Origin of the sequence: Flavobacterium sp. FlaQc-30 (assembly GCF_044005885.1) — a bacterium.
Lineage (GTDB): Bacteria > Bacteroidota > Bacteroidia > Flavobacteriales > Flavobacteriaceae > Flavobacterium.
Genome location: NZ_JBIPCO010000003.1, coordinates 218,815 through 237,889 on the forward strand (window position 1 = coordinate 218,815; position 19,075 = coordinate 237,889).

The 19,075-nt window shown below is 31.1% G+C and carries 19 protein-coding genes; all 19 read left to right on the forward strand.

All coding sequences use genetic code 11. From position 1 onward, the window contains the following. Positions 1-2: 2 nt before the first annotated feature. Positions 3-968, forward strand: a complete 966-nt coding sequence (locus tag ACHRV0_RS08970; protein WP_395440582.1) for a TssN family type VI secretion system protein — start codon at positions 3-5, stop codon at positions 966-968. Between the two features lie 15 nt (positions 969-983). Beyond that, a complete protein-coding gene (locus ACHRV0_RS08975; RefSeq protein ID WP_395440583.1) occupies positions 984-2,057 on the forward strand; it encodes a peptidoglycan-binding protein LysM in 1,074 nt (357 codons plus the stop codon). A 51-nt stretch (positions 2,058-2,108) separates the two neighbouring features. Then, positions 2,109-2,603 carry a DUF4280 domain-containing protein gene (locus ACHRV0_RS08980; protein WP_395440584.1) on the forward strand — a complete coding sequence of 165 codons (495 nt, stop codon included), beginning with the start codon at positions 2,109-2,111 and terminating at the stop codon, positions 2,601-2,603. Positions 2,604-2,614: 11 nt separating this feature from the next. Continuing rightward, positions 2,615-5,269 carry a glycoside hydrolase family 19 protein gene (locus tag ACHRV0_RS08985; protein ID WP_395440586.1) on the forward strand — a complete coding sequence of 885 codons (2,655 nt, stop codon included), beginning with the start codon at positions 2,615-2,617 and terminating at the stop codon, positions 5,267-5,269. Positions 5,270-5,275: 6 nt separating this feature from the next. Further along, positions 5,276-6,412 (forward strand): SH3 domain-containing protein, encoded by a 1,137-nt coding sequence (locus ACHRV0_RS08990; RefSeq protein ID WP_395440587.1) that lies wholly within the window; start codon positions 5,276-5,278, stop codon positions 6,410-6,412. A 62-nt stretch (positions 6,413-6,474) separates the two neighbouring features. After that, complete coding sequence (locus ACHRV0_RS08995) at positions 6,475-7,599, forward strand: SH3 domain-containing protein (RefSeq protein ID WP_395440588.1); 1,125 nt, start codon at positions 6,475-6,477, stop codon at positions 7,597-7,599. A gap of 96 nt (positions 7,600-7,695) precedes the next feature. After that, positions 7,696-8,589 carry a hypothetical protein gene (locus tag ACHRV0_RS09000; RefSeq protein WP_395440590.1) on the forward strand — a complete coding sequence of 298 codons (894 nt, stop codon included), beginning with the start codon at positions 7,696-7,698 and terminating at the stop codon, positions 8,587-8,589. Between the two features lie 211 nt (positions 8,590-8,800). Continuing rightward, a complete protein-coding gene (locus tag ACHRV0_RS09005; protein ID WP_395440592.1) occupies positions 8,801-9,214 on the forward strand; it encodes a hypothetical protein in 414 nt (137 codons plus the stop codon). 236 nt (positions 9,215-9,450) lie between these two features. Next, a complete protein-coding gene (locus ACHRV0_RS09010) occupies positions 9,451-10,617 on the forward strand; it encodes a hypothetical protein (protein WP_395440594.1) in 1,167 nt (388 codons plus the stop codon). A 189-nt stretch (positions 10,618-10,806) separates the two neighbouring features. Next, a complete protein-coding gene (locus ACHRV0_RS09015) occupies positions 10,807-11,976 on the forward strand; it encodes a hypothetical protein (RefSeq protein ID WP_395440596.1) in 1,170 nt (389 codons plus the stop codon). A gap of 20 nt (positions 11,977-11,996) precedes the next feature. After that, complete coding sequence (tssO, locus tag ACHRV0_RS09020; RefSeq protein ID WP_395440598.1) at positions 11,997-12,509, forward strand: type VI secretion system TssO; 513 nt, start codon at positions 11,997-11,999, stop codon at positions 12,507-12,509. 42 nt (positions 12,510-12,551) lie between these two features. Next, positions 12,552-13,001, forward strand: coding sequence for a hypothetical protein (locus tag ACHRV0_RS09025; RefSeq protein ID WP_395440600.1), 450 nt, complete (start codon positions 12,552-12,554; stop codon positions 12,999-13,001). Positions 13,002-13,018: 17 nt separating this feature from the next. After that, positions 13,019-14,386: a DUF5458 family protein gene (locus ACHRV0_RS09030; RefSeq protein ID WP_395440601.1), complete on the forward strand. Its 1,368-nt coding sequence runs from the start codon at positions 13,019-13,021 to the stop codon at positions 14,384-14,386. An 85-nt stretch (positions 14,387-14,471) separates the two neighbouring features. After that, positions 14,472-14,996: a hypothetical protein gene (locus ACHRV0_RS09035; protein WP_395440603.1), complete on the forward strand. Its 525-nt coding sequence runs from the start codon at positions 14,472-14,474 to the stop codon at positions 14,994-14,996. A gap of 37 nt (positions 14,997-15,033) precedes the next feature. Further along, entirely contained in the window at positions 15,034-15,747 is a 714-nt protein-coding gene (locus ACHRV0_RS09040; protein WP_395440605.1) for a hypothetical protein, read from the forward strand. 13 nt (positions 15,748-15,760) lie between these two features. Continuing rightward, positions 15,761-16,192, forward strand: a complete 432-nt coding sequence (locus tag ACHRV0_RS09045) for a GPW/gp25 family protein (RefSeq protein WP_395411737.1) — start codon at positions 15,761-15,763, stop codon at positions 16,190-16,192. Positions 16,193-16,339: 147 nt separating this feature from the next. Further along, the gene (gene tssD / locus ACHRV0_RS09050) at positions 16,340-16,726 is read left to right on the forward strand and encodes a type VI secretion system tube protein TssD (protein ID WP_012025247.1); all 387 of its coding nucleotides are present in this window, start codon (positions 16,340-16,342) and stop codon (positions 16,724-16,726) included. A 113-nt stretch (positions 16,727-16,839) separates the two neighbouring features. After that, positions 16,840-17,235: a type VI secretion system tube protein TssD gene (gene tssD / locus ACHRV0_RS09055; protein ID WP_395440606.1), complete on the forward strand. Its 396-nt coding sequence runs from the start codon at positions 16,840-16,842 to the stop codon at positions 17,233-17,235. A gap of 31 nt (positions 17,236-17,266) precedes the next feature. Further along, the gene (locus tag ACHRV0_RS09060) at positions 17,267-19,075 is read left to right on the forward strand and encodes a type VI secretion system Vgr family protein (protein WP_395440608.1); all 1,809 of its coding nucleotides are present in this window, start codon (positions 17,267-17,269) and stop codon (positions 19,073-19,075) included.

The following is a 19,075-nucleotide window of genomic DNA, read 5'->3' on the forward strand; positions in this document are numbered from 1 at the left end:
AAATGGTTAAAAAACATTTATTAGCACTTATTGATGTAAAACTCATCGTCTTTATAGTAGTTGTAATAGCGCTTTGTGCTATACTAACATTACTGTTTAGTGATAAAGTAAAAGAATTCGCAGCACAATATAAAAGAAAGTTTTACATCTATGTTTTTTCTTTTGCACTTCTCTATGCTTTAGTAGCATTTTTAGGATATAATAAACTATTCAATGAACTCTCAGACGAGTTTATGTTTTACCAAATAGCTACTTTATTATTTGGGATTTTACATGTATGGCTGTATCGCTGGTATTTTAAAGAGTTTAACGCTAGAAGTGTAGCAGTAGAGCTTTTGTTTGCAGTATTGGTGGTGCTTTATTCAAGTGTTTTATTTGCGATTATTTATACAGCATTAAACGGGATCGAAATGACATTTATAATGTGCTCCCATTTTATCTTACTTTTTGTTCCTACAGGAATTTACATTGTTTTTGAGTATATGATGCAGATACCTGCACGAGAATATGTTACGTGGAAAATTCCCGAAAGAAAAAATCCTTTCCCAGAAATTGAAAATGTTCAGATGAAAGATTTACTGCTGATAACATTATTAATCCAGAAAAAAGAAAACGACACAAAATATACCTCAATAAGATCTAAAGGCCCAGTACGAATTGACTTTGGAGCTTTGTTCTACCATACTGTTTCAGGTTATAATGAACACAATGCCGAAAGTAAAATTGATTTAAAGCAAGACGGAGAAAATTGCAGCTGGGTGTTTTTTTTACAACCAAAATGGTATCAAGCTGCAAAATATGTAGATGCCAAATACACTTTAGGAATGAATGGTATTACGGAGAATTCAGTTATTATCTGTAAAAGACAGAAAAAAGAAGAAATCAAAGTAAATAAAAAAGATAAGGATAAAGAAGGTTTTATGTTTGAGCCTAAGCCTAAAACAAAAGAAAAAGAGCCTGAAGTTTAATTTTTTAGAGATAGTATGTATTACAGAGATCAGCCCGAAGAGTCATCATACGACAAGTTTCGTACCTATAAAATAAAGAAAGGTGATACGCTCGAAAGTGTAGCTCGTGATCTTGGTGTGGAAGCTGAGGATCTTAGATGGTATCATAATATGTACTGTGAAATTCCTGATTTAATAGAAGCAGATTTTAAAAGCCACTTGAAGTTTCTGATTTTGGCATCCGAAAAAACTATTGAAGAACGAAAGGAAAAAACAGAGAAAAAAAATCAAAAAGTAAGCTTAGCAAGTAATTATACACTGCCATTTGTTGCAGACAAAATTAATAAAGAGTATCAGGTTAACTATACAACTGTTTTTGGAGACGAAGCAGATACAATTGAAATGAAAGTAAGCGTAAAATGGCTTGCTACAGATAGAAACAAATATCATTTGTTTGAAATAAACAGAAAAGATGTTCAGGTAAACAATAAGATGCCAGACACAGTTATGGATGAATTAGAAGCTAAAACGGGAGAAGTTCTTTACCCTTTAAAAATTGTTGCAGATGAATCAGGAAAGTGGATTGACATTTACAATTATGATGAAATAGATAACCGATGGAAGGAGGCAAAAGAAGCAGTTTTAGATTATTTTGAAGGAGAGGTTGCAGAAAATTATATAGAACAGACAGAATATGCTCTGGATAATTCTGAAACATTATTTGATGCTCTTGCTTCTGATTTTTTTTTAAGAACTTTTTTTAACGGAATTTATATAGGTTACACATCGAGTTATTCCTTTCAGAATGAAGTTTTTTTTCCATTAGAAAAAGAGGAAGAATCGAAGTTTGCAGTAGAACAAAAGATAGATCTGGTTTTAGATGAATCAAATTTGGTAAAAGTGGAGCAAAAAGGAGATTATGTTGATACTGAAGGCGAAACCAGTTTTGAATTTGATCCTTGGAAAGGAAAGTTCCATGCTTTGTATTTTCTTGATGAATATAGTTATTGTATCGAAAAGGTAAATTTAGAATGCAGTATCGAGTATGATGAGCCAATAAAAGTGATTATACAAATTGAACCTTTAAAGAAAGAAGAAACTCAAAATTAAAGAATAAAAATAGAGTAGTCAAACGAGTGTGATATTCAAAAATGTAAGACAATGAGTGAGAAACATGCAGTAGTTCAGGGAGCTTCGCTTAAATGTAAATTTAGCGTAGATCAAAAAGCAGATATATTAAAAGTAAAATCGCAGCAAAAGCATTATGCTAATGATAAAGATGCAGATAAAAAACTCATTGCTACAGACAAAGAAATTAGTCAGACATTAGAGAAAAACACCTTCGGGAAATGCAAAATGCAACCCAACGGAAGCGGCGATTATTTGCCATGTCAGGCAGTAATTACAAAATGGAGCGGTTTCTATGAAAAAGTAACCTTAAGCAATCAGGGAAAAATATTACTGGAAGACAGTAAAGCCACTTGTCCTATTGGAGGAGCCGATTGCATTACTGTTTACAAACATGGTCAAAAAGCAGAAGTGAGTAAGCAAAATGCCCAAAAAGCAAAGCCACAAGTAAACAACCAGTTAAACCCAATGGTTGATACAGCAAAATTTAAGGAGAGTTTAGACGAGAGTGATTCTATTTGCAAATAAAATAAAATAGTATGTCAGATTTTAAAATAATTGGTAACCCTAATCCTGTTGTAGGAGTTGAAGAGTTTTACACAGTAAGTGATACTATTCTTTCGGTACTGCCTTATCAAAATACTGCAACTGTCGGCACTGCTAGTTTTGAGCATCCTGTAAAATGGGAAGTGTATGTGCTGGAGAACAGAAGGTGGCGCAAAACCAAAGAAAATGATAAAACAGGCAAGAAAATATCATACACATTCTTTCAAAAGAGTTTAACCAGAAACGGCATTCGAATTTTGGTAAAAAGAGGCGAAGAAACAGCACGTCTTGATATAAAAACACATACGGCTCAAAACCCAAAAGTCGAGGATATAGACTTATTGGACAAGAGCGGGAAAAAAGTAACAAAACCTTTATCTTACGGGCAAACCCTAAAAGCACGCGTTCATTGTTTGGATATGGAAAAACGTACTGTTTACGTAACACTTTGGGAAGAAGACCTTAGTGGGAAGAAAGGACATGAAAATGCCAACCCGAGAAATATAATTGAAACCCGTTCTGGAACTGTAAAAAATGGTAAAGCAGATATTGATTTTGTATTAAAACCCAGTATAGGCAATATTGCTTCGATGGGAAACAAAACACATACCTACTATGCTACAACTGGCTTAAAAAAAGACAAGATATCAAGTAATAATGTTGATGTTACAGAAACTGATATACCTGTAACACCCTATAAAGGAAAAACAACTCCCAAAGAACAGGCTAAAAACAATGTACCTGTACAACAGCCTAAAACAGAAACTGCAAAACCGAAGACATCCCAAACTTCTAAAACAGCTCAGGGAAAAATTAATTCTGTAAGTATTACAGACACTGCTGGACATGCAATAAAAGGTGTTTTTAAGGAAAAACAGATTAAAGTTTGGATAAACTCTACGGGCTTAATAAGTAAAGAAATAAGACTTAAATTATACGATGAAGATAAGATTTCGGATGATTTATTATTTGATGAAAAATTTACTATAAAATCAAATCTATATGCTGTAGTTGTTCCTCTTAATCAAATCCCAAGAAGTAAAGGAGGAGGTTATATAGGAGAAGGTTCAGAATTTGAACTTTATGCAGAAGTAGAAGTATTGCAAGATCATACCACTAAAAAAAGCAAAGTTGTAGATGTTGACAACCAGGTCTTTAAACAAGATGCTGTTGAAATTTTTAATAAGGTTTTGAAGTTTTTTCAATGGAGTGAGGATGATAAAAAGGAAAAGGAAAAAGGAACGTGTCCAAATTGTGAGAAACCTATTAGAGTGGATAGTTCTCAAGATGACTTAAAAGAAATATTTCCTAATGCCACTTTTAGTATGCGTAAAGCTGTCGCTGATACATACAATACGTATATGAAGGAGCTAGGAATGGATACTTGTTGGAACAAAGCTCACTTTTTTGCACAGGCAAGGGTTGAAACTGGTTTGAATTTGAAGTTAAAAAATGGGGAAAGCTTTAATTGGTACTATCAAAGTTTGATTGACACTTTTGGTAAATTTCAAACAGAAGAAGGCAGAAAAAAAGCAAAGGAATGGGGAAGAAAAATTGCAGATAGAAAAGATCCAAGAGCAGTGGATGTTACTCTAGAAAATGAAAGAAATATTGCCAATTGGGCTTATATGCCAGATTATAAAACTGGTAAAGATTTAGGAAATAAAGGAGGTAATGATGGTTGGGATTTTAGAGGACGAGGATTATTGCAACTGACAGGAAGGGCAGGATACGAATATGCAAATACTTATACGTTAAAATCGGGTTCGGATATTGTAAAGCATCCTGAATTAGTAGGAACAGATGTAAGGACTGCAGTTTTATCTTCAATGGCTTTTTTTAAATGGAAAGGTTTAAATACAATTGCAAACGGAACTACAGATGTAATAAGAAAAATATGTCCTAAAGTTGGAAATGATGTTAAGATAAAAGACAAGAACGGAAACAATTCTTCAAATTATGAAGAAAAACAAAAAGTATTTGATAATGTCACATCAAAAATATTTAAAATTAAAGATTGCACTTGGGGGAAAAATATTAACAAGGATAAAAATAAATTAAAAACATATGATAATGCATATGTAGCAGATTCTAAAGTTGCATACATTGATGTTATTGTTCCTAATGATCGAAGAAATGAAGGACTTTTAGTTTTATTTGATGATAAAGAGATTTTGTTCAAATGTTATGTACTAGCAATGGGTACTACTAATAATGCTATAATGATACCAGAAGGACATGGAAGCACTCCCAAAGGGCTGTGGAGTTCTTGGTATGAAAAGGTACACATAGGAGAATCGAGTTATGGTAATCATGGTTTAATCAAAGTCACAGGAATAAGTGGGGATGCTTTAGAAGCAACTAAAAAGGGGAGAAGTGGTATAGCAATACATAGTGGACATACTCATAGACAAGGAAATACTATCAATGATAATAGTTATTTGGAGTTTACTTATGGATGTATGAGGGTTTATAATGCCGATATGAAAGTTTTGGTTGAGCAATATAATAAGTTGAAAAATAGTGGAAAAAAAATCAATTTATATTTAGAGGAAGTCACTAATATAAAGGACGTATATAAGGAATATGATTTTGAAATTGATTCAAAAGATGTAAAAAGAAATTATTCAAAGAATGCAAAACAGTAAACAGTAATGAAAAACACATTTATTATTTTAATTATTATCACAAGTGTATTGATTAGTTGTAATTCTAAGACAAGAAAAGAAAAGATGGAAACAGATAAATTGACAAAATTATACCAGGATACATTATACAAAAGATATGTACCATTGATGAATAAGTTGCTAAAAGATAACAACTATAAATATCCAAGTTATGAAGATTTTCAAAATAGAATTGTTGATTATTTTGGAGTTAATTTAGATACTTCACAATATAATGATCTAAATATACCTAATAGTGTTAGTGCTATTATTAGTGAAAGATTTATTGATACTTATTCATTAGATCGAGGTAACATCGATGGGGCAGGAGATGCATTTTCAGAGATATTGAACGAAGGTATGGAAGATGACTATAACAAAGACTTTGTATATTACAATAAAATTCTATTTTATGATGATGTAGAAACGATATCAAAAATAATTAGCGATAAAGATAGATTAGAAAATGTTGTAATATACTTTGATTATGAAAAGAATGATTTATTAAAGAAGAGTTTAATACAAAACATTAAAAATATTGATGATTTTAATGATGATTTCAAATTTCATTTGCTTTGGTATAATAATAAAGGTAAAACGGAAGTAATTAGAAAAAAAATAATTTCTGATATAGCATTAAAAAATCCTGATTTTATAATTGATCTTTCATACTTTTTATTTAAAAAGAAGACGGAGATAAAAAAAACTATTCCTGATAAATTATATGATGAAACATTGGGATATCTGTTAGAAACAGTTCTTAAAATACATGATAATGAAGATACACATGTAAATATGGCTTATAGAGCTTTAAATAATTTTTATGTAGAGGATTCAACTTTGATAAATAGATTAAAAGATTTTGAATTTCCAGTACTTAAAAAATATACAAAAATATATCATGTTCTGCAATTTGAAAATCAACCCACTAAGTTTGGCAGTATATTAGATTCAGATGGTTATACAAATTTGCGAAAAGAGAAAAATTCATCATCTGAGATTTTACAGAAAATAAGTACTGGTTCTGAAATAGAAATTTTAGATAATTCTGGAGATTGGTGGCTCGTACAAACTAAAGAAAGGAAAAAAGGATATGTCTATAAAACCAAAATAAAAGTTGAATAAAAGAAATAAAAAAGTCTAGTTATGTTTTTGTCGGCTGAGGAAAATTTGTAAAAGAAAATGTAATGAAAAAAGTAATAATTTTCACTCTGTTCTTTTTGGTGTTATTTTTTTTAAATTCTTGTAATTCGAAAAAGAAGGAAAATAAATTAATAAAAAATGATAATCTAAAAACAGTATTAGGAGAAAAAAGAAATGAAACAGATAAATATTATGAAATTTTAAGAAAAAATGGTTTTATTTTTCCTTCTGAAACGATTTATAATAACAAAGTAAAAGAAGTTTTTGGCTTAGATTTAAATTTATATCCAAATGAAAAAGAAGTAGAAATAAATCCAAGGACAATAATTACAGATTCACAAGAATTGTATCCAATTGCAATTAAAGACAAAAGATTTATTTTATGGTATCCTGATCCTACAGGTGGAGATAATTATAATGATCCACTAGCGTTTGTTTATCTAAATAAATATATTTTCTATAATGATAAGATGGCATTTAGTTATTTAAAGCTTCATAATGATAATAGTTATTTAGGTTCTCTAATTGTATATTTTGGATACAAGGGGAATACGGATCAAGAAAAAGAATATCTAAATTATATATTTAAAGATTCTGAAGAAAATATGAGTGACTTATTTAATCTTTTTTTTGGAAGACATGGAGTTCGTGGAAATTGGGAATTAAGAAAAGAGCTATTTGAAAGTTATTTAGATATTTATCCAAAATCACCTATTTATGATTCTGGATTTATTGAAATTTTGATTGATAAAAATAATCCAGACTATATAAAAAGATATGAGGGAAATAGGGAAGAAGATATTTCTTTTTTACTTGAAAAAATGATTTATCAAGCAAGAAAAAAAGGAGATTTGAAAGATGGAGCGGTTAGTAATGTGTTAGAAAATAACCCTGAATATTTGAATAAATTGAAAAAGTATAAGGCTTATGGATATCCATTATTAAATGATTATATCAGAGAAAGTCCTCCGATGGCAAATCGTGTAATACAGGATTCTGACGGTTATACTAATTTGCGAAAAGAAAAAAACACAATCTCTAAAATTTTACAAAAAATAAAGACAGGAGATGAAGTTTCTATTATTGATGTATCAGGAGATTGGTTTTATGTAAGTACAAAAGAAAATAATATGGGATATGTTCACAAAAGTAAATTAAGATTGGAATAAAATGTTTGCTTTCTCATCCTGAAAAAAGGTTTACTAGTCAATCGATAGTAAAAAGCATATAAGAAAATCCAAGAGAAAGTAGAAAAGAATTTTAACATGAAAAAAATACTTATAGTAGTAATATCATTGATTTTAATAAGCTGTAAAAATTCCAAATTTGAAAAGCAAAATGATTCATTAAAAGATACCTCAACTGAGAGTCAAAAAACAACGTGTGGTGACATTATTTACCAAATTGTTAAATCAAGTAAATTAGATTTAAGAGGACAAAATGACTTTTTAACTAAAATAGATAGAATTGAAGGTGATAATATAACTATTCAAGTATACATTGAAAATAACGTATCTGAAAACCCTAAGATTAAACAAATTGTCGAAAGTACAATTGCTTGGTTAGTTCTAAATGTTAATGATCATAAATTATACAATACAAGTGCTGATCTAGATACCCCAATAGAATTAGATTTTGATAAAAGCATATTATCTCAAAATGATATCTTCAATTTATGTCAAATAGAAAAAAAGGAAATTAAAAAAAATATTTCCAATGAAAAAATTAGATATTCGGTTTTACCGATAGAATTTGATGAATATTATAAAGCATGTATAAATCCATATGATAGTATAAAATGCAATAATAATTATCCAAAATATTTTTTTAAAGAAGATGATATCATTGCAGGAGTTTTTGGTAATAATTTCCATCCAAGTGATTATATGTATCTTCCAAAAATTGATGATTATCAACCTATGATTTTATGTAATACTGATTCAGATATAGAATCATATGATTTAATAGTTCTTAGTGGTAATAAAGTAATTTCTTCTTTAGAAATAGGATTAATGGATGGAAAATCAATTACTCAATTTAATATTTCAAAGGATTATGTAATCAGTCTATACAAAAGAAAAAATATAAATGAAAAGAATATTTTTTTCAAATCTTACATTATTGATAAGAAAGGTACTATAGTAGTTAAAAATAATTAAATAGTCATGGTGAATTTCCCCGCTCCCGCACGAATCCTTTCGTGTTGTATTATGCCGGTAGAATTCTAGTTTTAAAAAGGTTTAATATATTAAAATGATTAGTTGATGATGTAATTGTTTTTAGGATGTTTAATGTGTAAGTAGAGCGTACCACACGAAAGGATTCTTGTGGGAGCAGCGTGGATTAAATATATCATTTTAAAGAAAAGTTATGTGTGAAAATTATAATATAATAGCAATATTGATATCAGATGTTAGATTCTTAGTAGGGAATCGAAGTTTTAATGTTTCTGAAGATAAATTAATGTTAGAAGCTTATAAAGAATTGGCAGTTTTTGTAGTATCAAATTTTGAAATTCCAATATCAAATAAAAGTTACATAGTCAAACATTTTAATTTAAATATGGAGAATTTAGATATTAATACTTTTAACATTCTAGTAAAGTTAGAAAAGAAATTGAATAGTATAAATGACAGCTTTAGTCTCAATTTTCCATTGAGAGCTTTAGAAGTTTATTTTTCTTTTGGAAAACCACAAAATATTGATATTAATTTACTAATTAAATTAAAATTTTTTATTGCAAAACTTCATAATATAGTAGGAGAAAATTATAAGTTTGATTAACAATCCTATTTTAATATTAAAAAAAATGCAGATTCTCATTAAGACTTTTAAATAAAAGATTAAACCTTTAACTTTGTAAGACTAATATATCATTTTCCCCAATACCACCGCAAACAATTTCCAAAAACAAATAAAAATTAATTACTAGCTACCACTGCTAATAATTACTAAAAACCTCACGTAATCCAATTACATGAGGCATTTTGCTATGGTATTAAATTAAACAATAATTATAAATGAGAATAAATTTTTTAATGTCCTTTTTAGCCTTGGCAATTACAGGAAATGTAATGAGTCAAAATATTTCTATACAAGTTTTGTCAGCAGTAGAAAAAGACAAGGTACTAGATAATGCAGAGGTAATGATCCAGCGTAATGGAGAATCATCAGCCAAAAAATTAACCAATAGTCAAGGTAAAGCTGTAATTAATGGTGGTTTTCAAGATGACTCCAATACATTATTAATCATTAAAAAAGAGAACTATTCGAGTTTGGTAGTAAAATGCCCCTGCAATGATTTGACATACGCATTAAGTCCAGTAATGAAAAACTTAGACGGAATGAGAATTGTTTTGAACTGGGGTAGATATCCAGAAGATCTAGATTCGCATTTAAGTTTTCCAGGGAGCCACATTTACTTTCAGCATAAAAAAGGAAGCTCGGCTAATTTAGATGTTGATGATACAGATAGCTATGGGCCGGAAACGATAACAATCGAAAATAAAAAGTTTGGACAAACCTATCATTATTTTGTACACGATTATTCGAATAGAGGAAATTCAAATTCTTTTCAACTATCAAACAGTGATGCAAAAGTCTTTGTGTATGTAGGGCAGTCATTAGTTAAAACGTACTACATTCCTAAAAATAAAAAAGGAAATATTTGGAACTTATTTAAAATCAATGGTAATGGAGAGATTATAGACATCAATACTATAATTTCTAAATCTGAGCAGGAAATAGGTATTGAAAGCTCTTATGATAATACCGAAGAACAGGTTTATGTTTCAAATGAGGATAAAAAGAAAGCACTACAATTAAATCAAAAAGGAGATTTAGCCTATCAGAGCAAAGACATTGATATGGCATTAAGTTTTTATAAACAAGCTTTAGAATATTATCCAACTTTTGGACAGGCCTACGGAAATTTAGGTTTGATGTACATAAAAAAAGGTTTTAAAGCAGAAGCTATATATGCCAATCGAAAAGCCATAACATATGCTTCTGGAAATTCTGTCAATACAACTAAAGCTAGTGCTTATTTCAATATTGCTAAAATATTTGAAAACGATAATGATTTTCAAGGAGCCTTAAACTATTACAAATTAGCTAAAGAGTTAAAAGAAAATACTGTTTATGATAATGCTATACTTAGAGTAGAAAATAAATTAAGAGGACAGTAATAATATTGATTATGTGTTTTAATAGACACATAATCAATATTATACAACATCACCAAAAACAATTTCCAAAAACAAATAAAAGTAATTAACTAGCCACCACTGCTAATAATTACCTAAAAACCTCAAATAATCTAATTACATGAGGCATTTTACTATGGAATAAACTTAAAAAAGTATAAAGAATAAATCATGATAGAAAAATTAAATCATTTTCCGGTAAACTGGATAGACGGAATGAAAATCAATAAAAATCATTTCTTGGCCATGCAGGACAACGTTTCCGAATTGGTCAATGACGCAGTCGGAATTCATACTACGCCTATTAGCTACGGTTTGCTGGACTCAGGAAATCACAGCAAAGAATCGACCAAAATTACTTTGGGGATTGACAATCACAAACTATTAAGAGTTCGTGTAGAAGAATGTCATGCTATTACGCCAAACGGTTCTAGAATCGAAATAAGTAAAGCAAATACAGATACATTAGATCTCCAGGTTCCGTATCCTGAGGATACTTACGAAATTAAAGAAGGAGAACAATTAGAATTGCTTGCCTGTATTTCGGTTAATTCCAGAAAAAGAATTCCGTTTGGCGAACCCGATCCAGATGAGGTTCCGCCAAGATATCCATTTACACAGCCAGAATACAAACTTCATTTAATTAAAGCAGAAGAATTTCGTTCAGGGATTGGTTATGGAGGTTTTTATCTGGCAATCGGAAAAATTTTGATTGGCGATACCACAGTTCTGGATGAAAATTATATTCCTGCCTCGGTTACCGTAAGCTGTAATTCAAAACTAGCCGACATGCAGGCAGAAATTGCAAGATCGTTTGGTCAGATTGAGATTTATTCGGTTCAAATTTCTCAGAAAATTAATCGATTCCAGCAGACAGGTGTTCTTGCTCAAACCGTGATGCAATTGTCAGACAACACAAGTTATTTCTTGGGGAATTGTCTAACGCAGTTTCGCTGGTTTTCATTGCATCAGCATCCCGCTTCTATGTTGAGTACGGTTGTTTCGTTTGCTCGAGTGATGAAAAATTTTATCGATTCTAAAGCTGGAGCAGGAAAAGAAGAGCTTCTAAACTATTTCGCCGAATGGTGCGATTTATCTCAAGGAGATTTAGAGGTGCTTTTTACCACCTTGATAAATACAAATTATGATCATGTTCATATCGATAAAACAACAACGCTTACAATGAATTTTCTAGCGAAAATTGAAAAGCTGTTTGACACTTTAAGCAAGCTGGATTACATCGGGAAGAAAAAAGAAAGCATCGAATTGTTTGTTGCCGAAACAGAGAAAAAAGACATTGTTCACAATCCGAAAAGACATGGTTTTTTCATGAAAGACTAATTAAAAAGTAAATATAAATTATGGAAGTACTAAATAAAAAAGAACGTCAGAAAGCTTTCTACGCATTTTTAATTGCGTTTACAATCACTTTTATCATAATGTTTTCGGCACTAGCCTTTAATCTGTATCTGCCCACAGCAGAAAATAAATTGTTGAAAGCAGAAAACGAAATGATGAAGAGAGAATATGATTATCAGTCCAACTTTTCAGTCAAAATCGACAGCGTTCGAATGACAATTGATTCGATCAATTCGCCTAAAGTAGATAATGATTTTCAGCAGCGTTTGGCAAATGTTATGGTAGCCAATATCTATCAAAAAATCCCAAAAGATTCAACAGATAATAAGAAACTGTACAATAATATCATTTTGGCTTACAAAAATATTATTGATTACAAAAAACAAATAAGGAGCCTTACGCACAATGCACATTTGATAGACAGTTTAAATCAGTCTGCCAAAACATATAAAGAAGAACTGGAAAAAGTAAGCAGAGATTTAGATGTCTGCCGCCAGATTTATCAGAATCAATAATTAGTAAAGTAAAAAAATAGTAACCATTTAAAATTAGGAATTATGTTATCAAATTACGGAATTGGAGGAAATGAAGTAAAACTGGATGCAGATGAAGCGATCATTGCAATCCCTCAAAACAGAACACTTGTAGCTCAAAAACTAACAGTAGACGCTCCTATAAAACCAGAACTGGTAGAAGGAATTACGAACGTTGAAAAAGCTTTTGAACACTTTAAACCAGAAGTAAAAGTAAACTTTGAAAATGCTGATGGCGCTACAAAAGTGGAAGCTTTAAAATTTAAAAATTTAGGAGATTTTGGCGTAAAAGGGATTACAGCACAAAGTAATTTTCTGTCGGATCTTGAAACAGAAAAAGATCAATATCAAAAAATCATTCGTCAGTTAAAATCAAACAAGATTTTAAAAGCCGCTCTCGAAGATGGTGAGGCTAAAAAAGCTTTATTAGAAAGTCTTGGCTCATTGATTAATGAATTAAAAGAAAATAAATAATTAAAAGATAAAGAAATATGTCAAGTAAACAAACACATCAGAATAGTGAAGATACAGCGGTTTTAGAACGCAAAGTTTCAGGGAGTTCTATAGAAAAAAATGTAGAAAAGTTAGCCAAATACGGCGGATTTGATTTATTGGAAATGGCCATTGAAGGCGTGCAAAACCTAAATCCTGACAGAAAAGCAAGAAGAAAAATTTTTCTTGGAGAAGTAAATAAAACCAAAGAAAGAGAAACTCTAAAAAAGACTTTAGAGCTATGGTCATCAGTTTTAAGCAATAATGAAGCTTTGACGGATATGGTGGCGCAATGTGAGGATAAATGTAAAGAATCTGAGGCGTTGTTAAAAAAGAACTTAGCAAAAGCAGTTGAAGATACCAGAGAAATCGAAGCGGCTTACAGAACTGTTGCCTTGTTTTTCAAAAATACAGAAACCGACAAAGTTAAAAACGTAACAATAGTAAATGCTGATATTGAGCAGTTAAAAGATTTAGATAATACCCGTTTTATTGATGCCATTCATTCAGAATTAGTAGATAATTACGATCGTTTAGATCTTAAAAATAACTACGGGATTCTGGTTATTCCAGGTTACTTAGGATCAAATAAAGTAATAGAAAAATGGGCAAAAATAGCGCATGAAAATAAAGTAATGCTGGTTACAGATTTTGAACATCTTGACGAACCGGATGATGTAATGAAAATGTTTGATGCTGCTTCATTAACAGGTGGAGATGTTTATCGTTCTAACGTTATCATGACTTGTAACTGGCTTGTAGGCCGTGGCAGATTTGACCAAATTGGTGAAAATGAAGATTTGCATATTGCCCCATCGGCAGCGTTGGCTGGAAAAATCTACAAAACACTAATGTCTCAGGTTACTGCAGGTAAAAAGTTTGGTGGAATTAATGAGGTAGACGGAGTTAAGTTTGATCTTAAGAAAAGCGAAATTGCCAATCTTGAAAATCTTGGCTTGGTACCAATGGTAAACGAGTATGGAAAAGTAATGGCTTTCTCTGCAAAAACATTATTTAGCGGAGATAATTTAGGTCTTCAAACCTATTCTGTAGTGCGTGTATTTGATTATGTAACAAAAGTATTGATGGATTTCCTTAATCGTCGTGCGTTTGAAAACTTTACAGCCAAAACGCGTAAAGAGATTATGAATCAAATCGTCGCTTTCCTTGATGGAATTACCGGACCAGACAAATTAATTGAAAACTTTGAGATCAGAAGATTTGAACAGGACCCGATTCAGAAAGACAGAATTTATATGGATATCCATATGAAACCTTATTTCCCAGCTAAAAATTTCCTTATAAAAATGGATGGTCATAAGGGAGATGATGGAACAGAATGGGATACAGATTACGAACAAAAGTAAATCCCTAAATAAAGAAAAAAGGAAACACAATTTGTGTTTCCTTTTTAATCAAAACATTGATCTTTTGAATTATAAAATCAAATATATGAGAGCACTTCAAATTTTATTTTTGACTGTCTTACTTTCTATTCCATATTTAGTTTCGGCGCAAAAAATAAATACTATAGACACCTTAAATTGTCCTATTTCGCAAAATGAGTTATTGCTTAAAGGGAAAAACTTTGCAAGTGCACCTCCAATTTTACTGCGTGTTTTTAATGAAAATTTCGAATATTCGGTTTTACAATTTGGAAAACGAGAGAATAAAATTTATCTCTATTTTAAAATTTTCACAGATAATGTTTGTGTAAAACAGAAACAGCCTTTGGAACTGTATTTTAAAACGGGAGAAATGTATGTGCTGAAAAATTCCTATTCTGTTAATTGTGATGGTACAGCAATAATACAATTAAGAAGAAGAGATTTTAAGAAATTAATGAACAACAGCATTAATTCGATCAAATTTTTTACGCTAAAAAAAGATTACGAGTTTAGTCCAAACAGTAAAGACAATCAAAACATTAAAGAGTATTTGAATTGTTTGAAATTGTATAAAATAAAAAAACGTTAAACGGTTTTAATTAATAATCCTCGAAAAATTAAAAAATATGTCAATTCCTGAATTAAATCTTTCATTAGGGTTAACCGATAATAAAGGTTCCGTTTTTTACGCTGGAGATGGGGAAGGAGAAGTTGTAGTAAGAACAGATTCAGCTTTAAAACAGCATATTATCAGTATCGTAATTTCTGAAAAACAAATTGGAACTATACATTTAAAAACCAATTTAGGAGAGTCAAAAGTTCCTGCTGAAATCGAAATTCCCACCTATCAAATGATAGTTACAGATGATAAAACAGAAGAAAAGGAAATGTATCAGGTAACTCGAGATACCTATTTTTTTAAGGAACAAAAAACAAAAAAAGGCCTGTGGAGTTTCTTAGGACTCAAATTTTTAGAAACAAAGAATTTTCTGTTCGAAAATATAGCTTTTGAACCTCTAAAAGAGGCTGTTGAAACTTACGATATTTCAAAATTCAGAAAATTGAGCCACGACGAGTTAACATATACCTTTCAAAACGAAGAGCAGCATATTCAGATTTTTGCTGGTGATGTTAACCATCTTAAAATGCAAAAAGGAACAAGTTATTTTGTAATCGTTGATGAAAACAAAGGACAGCGTTTTATTGGAGATATTTTGTATCGTGAAAAGTTTTTGAAGCTTACACCCAAAGTAAAACTTTATATTATAAAACGAAAAACCGTTTCTAAAGCTGTAGAAACTAACAAACAAGGACAAACAGAAAAGCTGATTTACATTTAAAAAGAACACAACGATGAAAGGAGCTTTTTACAAACTGCCTATTGATTTTAATGCAATTGTTCAAAAAAAGGAACTTGAAAAAACATCAATCGAGCATTCGATAGCACAGCAGATAATATTACTAGCAACAACCACTTTTGGAGAATGCAAATTTGACGAAACTTTTGGGTCGCGAATCTGGGAAATTGATTTTGATTTATTGATGAATGAAAATGAATTGAAAGAAATCATTTCGAAAACAATGAAACAATCATTGCTCTTACATGAAAATAGAATTAAGGTGGTGGAACTTGTAGTAGAATTGACAGAAAAATTCTTTTTTGTTGATAATGTGCGAAGAACGAAAAAAAAAGTTGATATAATTATTACAGCAACTATCAAAAGTACCAATAGAAATTTTGATTTTCGAGGTTATTTTTTTGTTGGTCCATTGTCATATCAATAATTTTTTTGTAAGAAAACCTCATTGTAGGCTTTTTGAACTGGATTTTATAATTTGTAATATAAATTTTAAGTATTTTTATTAAAAAGTAAGAAATAAATTATATATTTACATTATGAATAAATAAATTAATAACTAAAAATTTTTATTATGTCGTTTTTAACATCATTAACAGTTGCAGGAAAAGATTACAAAGTGCTTAACGTAAGTTATGATTTAGCTCAAGAAACAGATGCTTCTGGGCGTCCTTCTACAGTAACACGTGGAGGAAGAATCATGATCGAAGTAGAATCAACAGGAAGCACTGAATTGTTTGAATGGATGACTAACAATTTCGAAAGAAAAGATGGGTCAGTAAAATTCATTAAACGCGATTCAAATGCTACTCTAAAAGAGTTGAAATTTACAGAGGCTTACATGGTTAAGTACAAAGAAAACTTTGATCATAACAGTGAGAATCCATTAACGGAGACTTTTATGATTTCTGCACGTAAGATTTCGATGGGCGGAGGCGAGTTTGATAATGCTTGGGTATAACACTTAAAGACTTTATCAAACTTGATTAAGCTTGAAAACTATTAAAGGAAGTCTTTTTAAAGGACTTCCTTTTTTGCTAAATGACTAATCAATTAACTTAAAAATATATAAAAATGAGCTTTTTATCAAAATTACATATCGACGGAGAAGAATATAATGTACTTGAATTTAATATAGATTTTAAACAAGATATTGACACCTCTAGTAAACCAACAGGAAATGCCAAAGGAGGCATTATAAAAGTAATAATTGAGGCAACACAAAACAGTCTTTTTCTGTCATGGATGTTAAATAGTGATTTAACCAAAGACGGAAAAATTATTTTTTATAGAAGAGATGCCTTAAGTAAGATGAAAGAACTAACATTTGAAAAGGCATTTTGTATCAGTTATCATGAACAATTTACCAGTACGACCGAAGTACCTATGAAAATCACGATGGAATTAGTAACTAAAGATTTGACTTTTGGAGATGCAAAATTCTCCAATAACTGGATTGCTTTAGATTAAGTTTTTAATATAATAAAAATACTATTTCATTATGGCACATTTCTCAGATCAAGTACATATTACTATTGGTGATTTTACACAGAACATTATTTATTACGATTTAATGCTGTCGCAAAAAATGGCAGATCATCACCATTTTTCATTTGTCTGGCAATATACAGGTAAAGCAGTTATAAATCCCGTTGATCAGGCGCAAGCCATGCGAAAATACATTGGCGATGAAGTCATTTTTACTTTCAAAAGTCTGACCGGAATCAGGCTGATGAGTAAAGGAATCATTACTGAGGTCGCTTCAATAGACAGGCACGGCAGTGCCGCTGGTCTACATATTACAGGAATAAGCCACAGCAAAGTAATTGACGATATGCCAAAATCCAGAACTTATCTAGAAAGAGGGATGGATGATATTGTTATAGATCTATTGTCAGAAGGGCCAACAGAGTTTTATCAGAGAGATGCTATCAGATCAACTTATTTGAAAGAATTCAATTATATGGCGCAGTACAATGAGACCAATTTTGAGTTTCTTAAAAGACTGGCAGCTCGATACGGACAATGGTTTTATTTTGACGGAATGCGCATGCAGTTCGGACAGCTTAAAAACTCCAAGGTTAAACTCATCAACGGAGCTTCCATGCATAGTTTTAAGATACAAGCCAATATGACTGCACATAACATTTCATTAGCGGGTTATGATTATAAAAATGCAGCAGGCATTCGTGACGCATCAGAAAGAACCGCCACAGGCAGTAAAGACAGTTTTGCTTCTATTGTAGGATTTAACCAAAGCACCATAACACAAGGCGAATTGAGTGTTGGAGCGTACACCAACAATGCACAAAATAAAGAAGAAATACAAGAAATGATCACACTGCAGACAGCAGGAAGTGATGCAAACAGTGTGTACTACAGCGGAATCTCTTATTTCCCTTTAGGATTAGGGCAGACTTTTACCATTGTAAACCAAACCATCGAACACCATTTAGTTTGTATAGAAGCCATACACCACTCAGAAGTGCATGGAAATTATACCTGCGAGTTCAAAGCCATTCCAGACGATGTTTCGGCACCGCATTATACCAATACAAAAGTTTTTGCTAAAGCAGAAACACAGCCAGCAAAGATAAGAGACAATAACGATCCCGAAGGACTTGGTCGAGTAAAAGTAGAATTTTATTGGGCATCAGGGACCAAAACAAGTCAGTGGATCAGAATGATTCAGCCGCACACAGGAGCAGGAAAAGGTTCCTATTTGATACCAGAAATTGGCGAGGAAGTGCTGGTTGGTTTTGAAGATGGCAATGCACAGAATCCTTATGTTATGGGGGCACATTATAATGGCCAGGCAAAAAGCGGTTATGCTACTGAAAAAAATGATTTAAAAGTAATACAAACCCGAAGCGGAAACAGAATTATTTCTGATGATGCTACAGGAGATATTACAATAGAAAGTAAAATGGGAGAAACCATTGCAGTTGTTCATGGTGATGGTAATATAAGATTTAAAGCGCCTAAAAATATCGAGTTTGATGCTGGTGAGGATATTATTATGACGGCGGGAAGAGATATAACATCTAATGCGGGACAGGATATTTCAGAGACTGCAGGAGTAAATCATACAAGTAAAGCAGGCGGAATTATGACCCAAAGTGCTGTTGGAGATTATAATCTTACTGCATTTGATATAAATGAATCTGCCGTAGGAAAAAGAAATTCCCATGCTGAGATTATACAAGAACAGGCAGGTGCCATTCAAAAACATGCAACTGATGATAATATTAATGTACAGGGACAAAAAAAAATAAGTACCAATTCGGGTGAAAATTCTAATTTCTTTTAA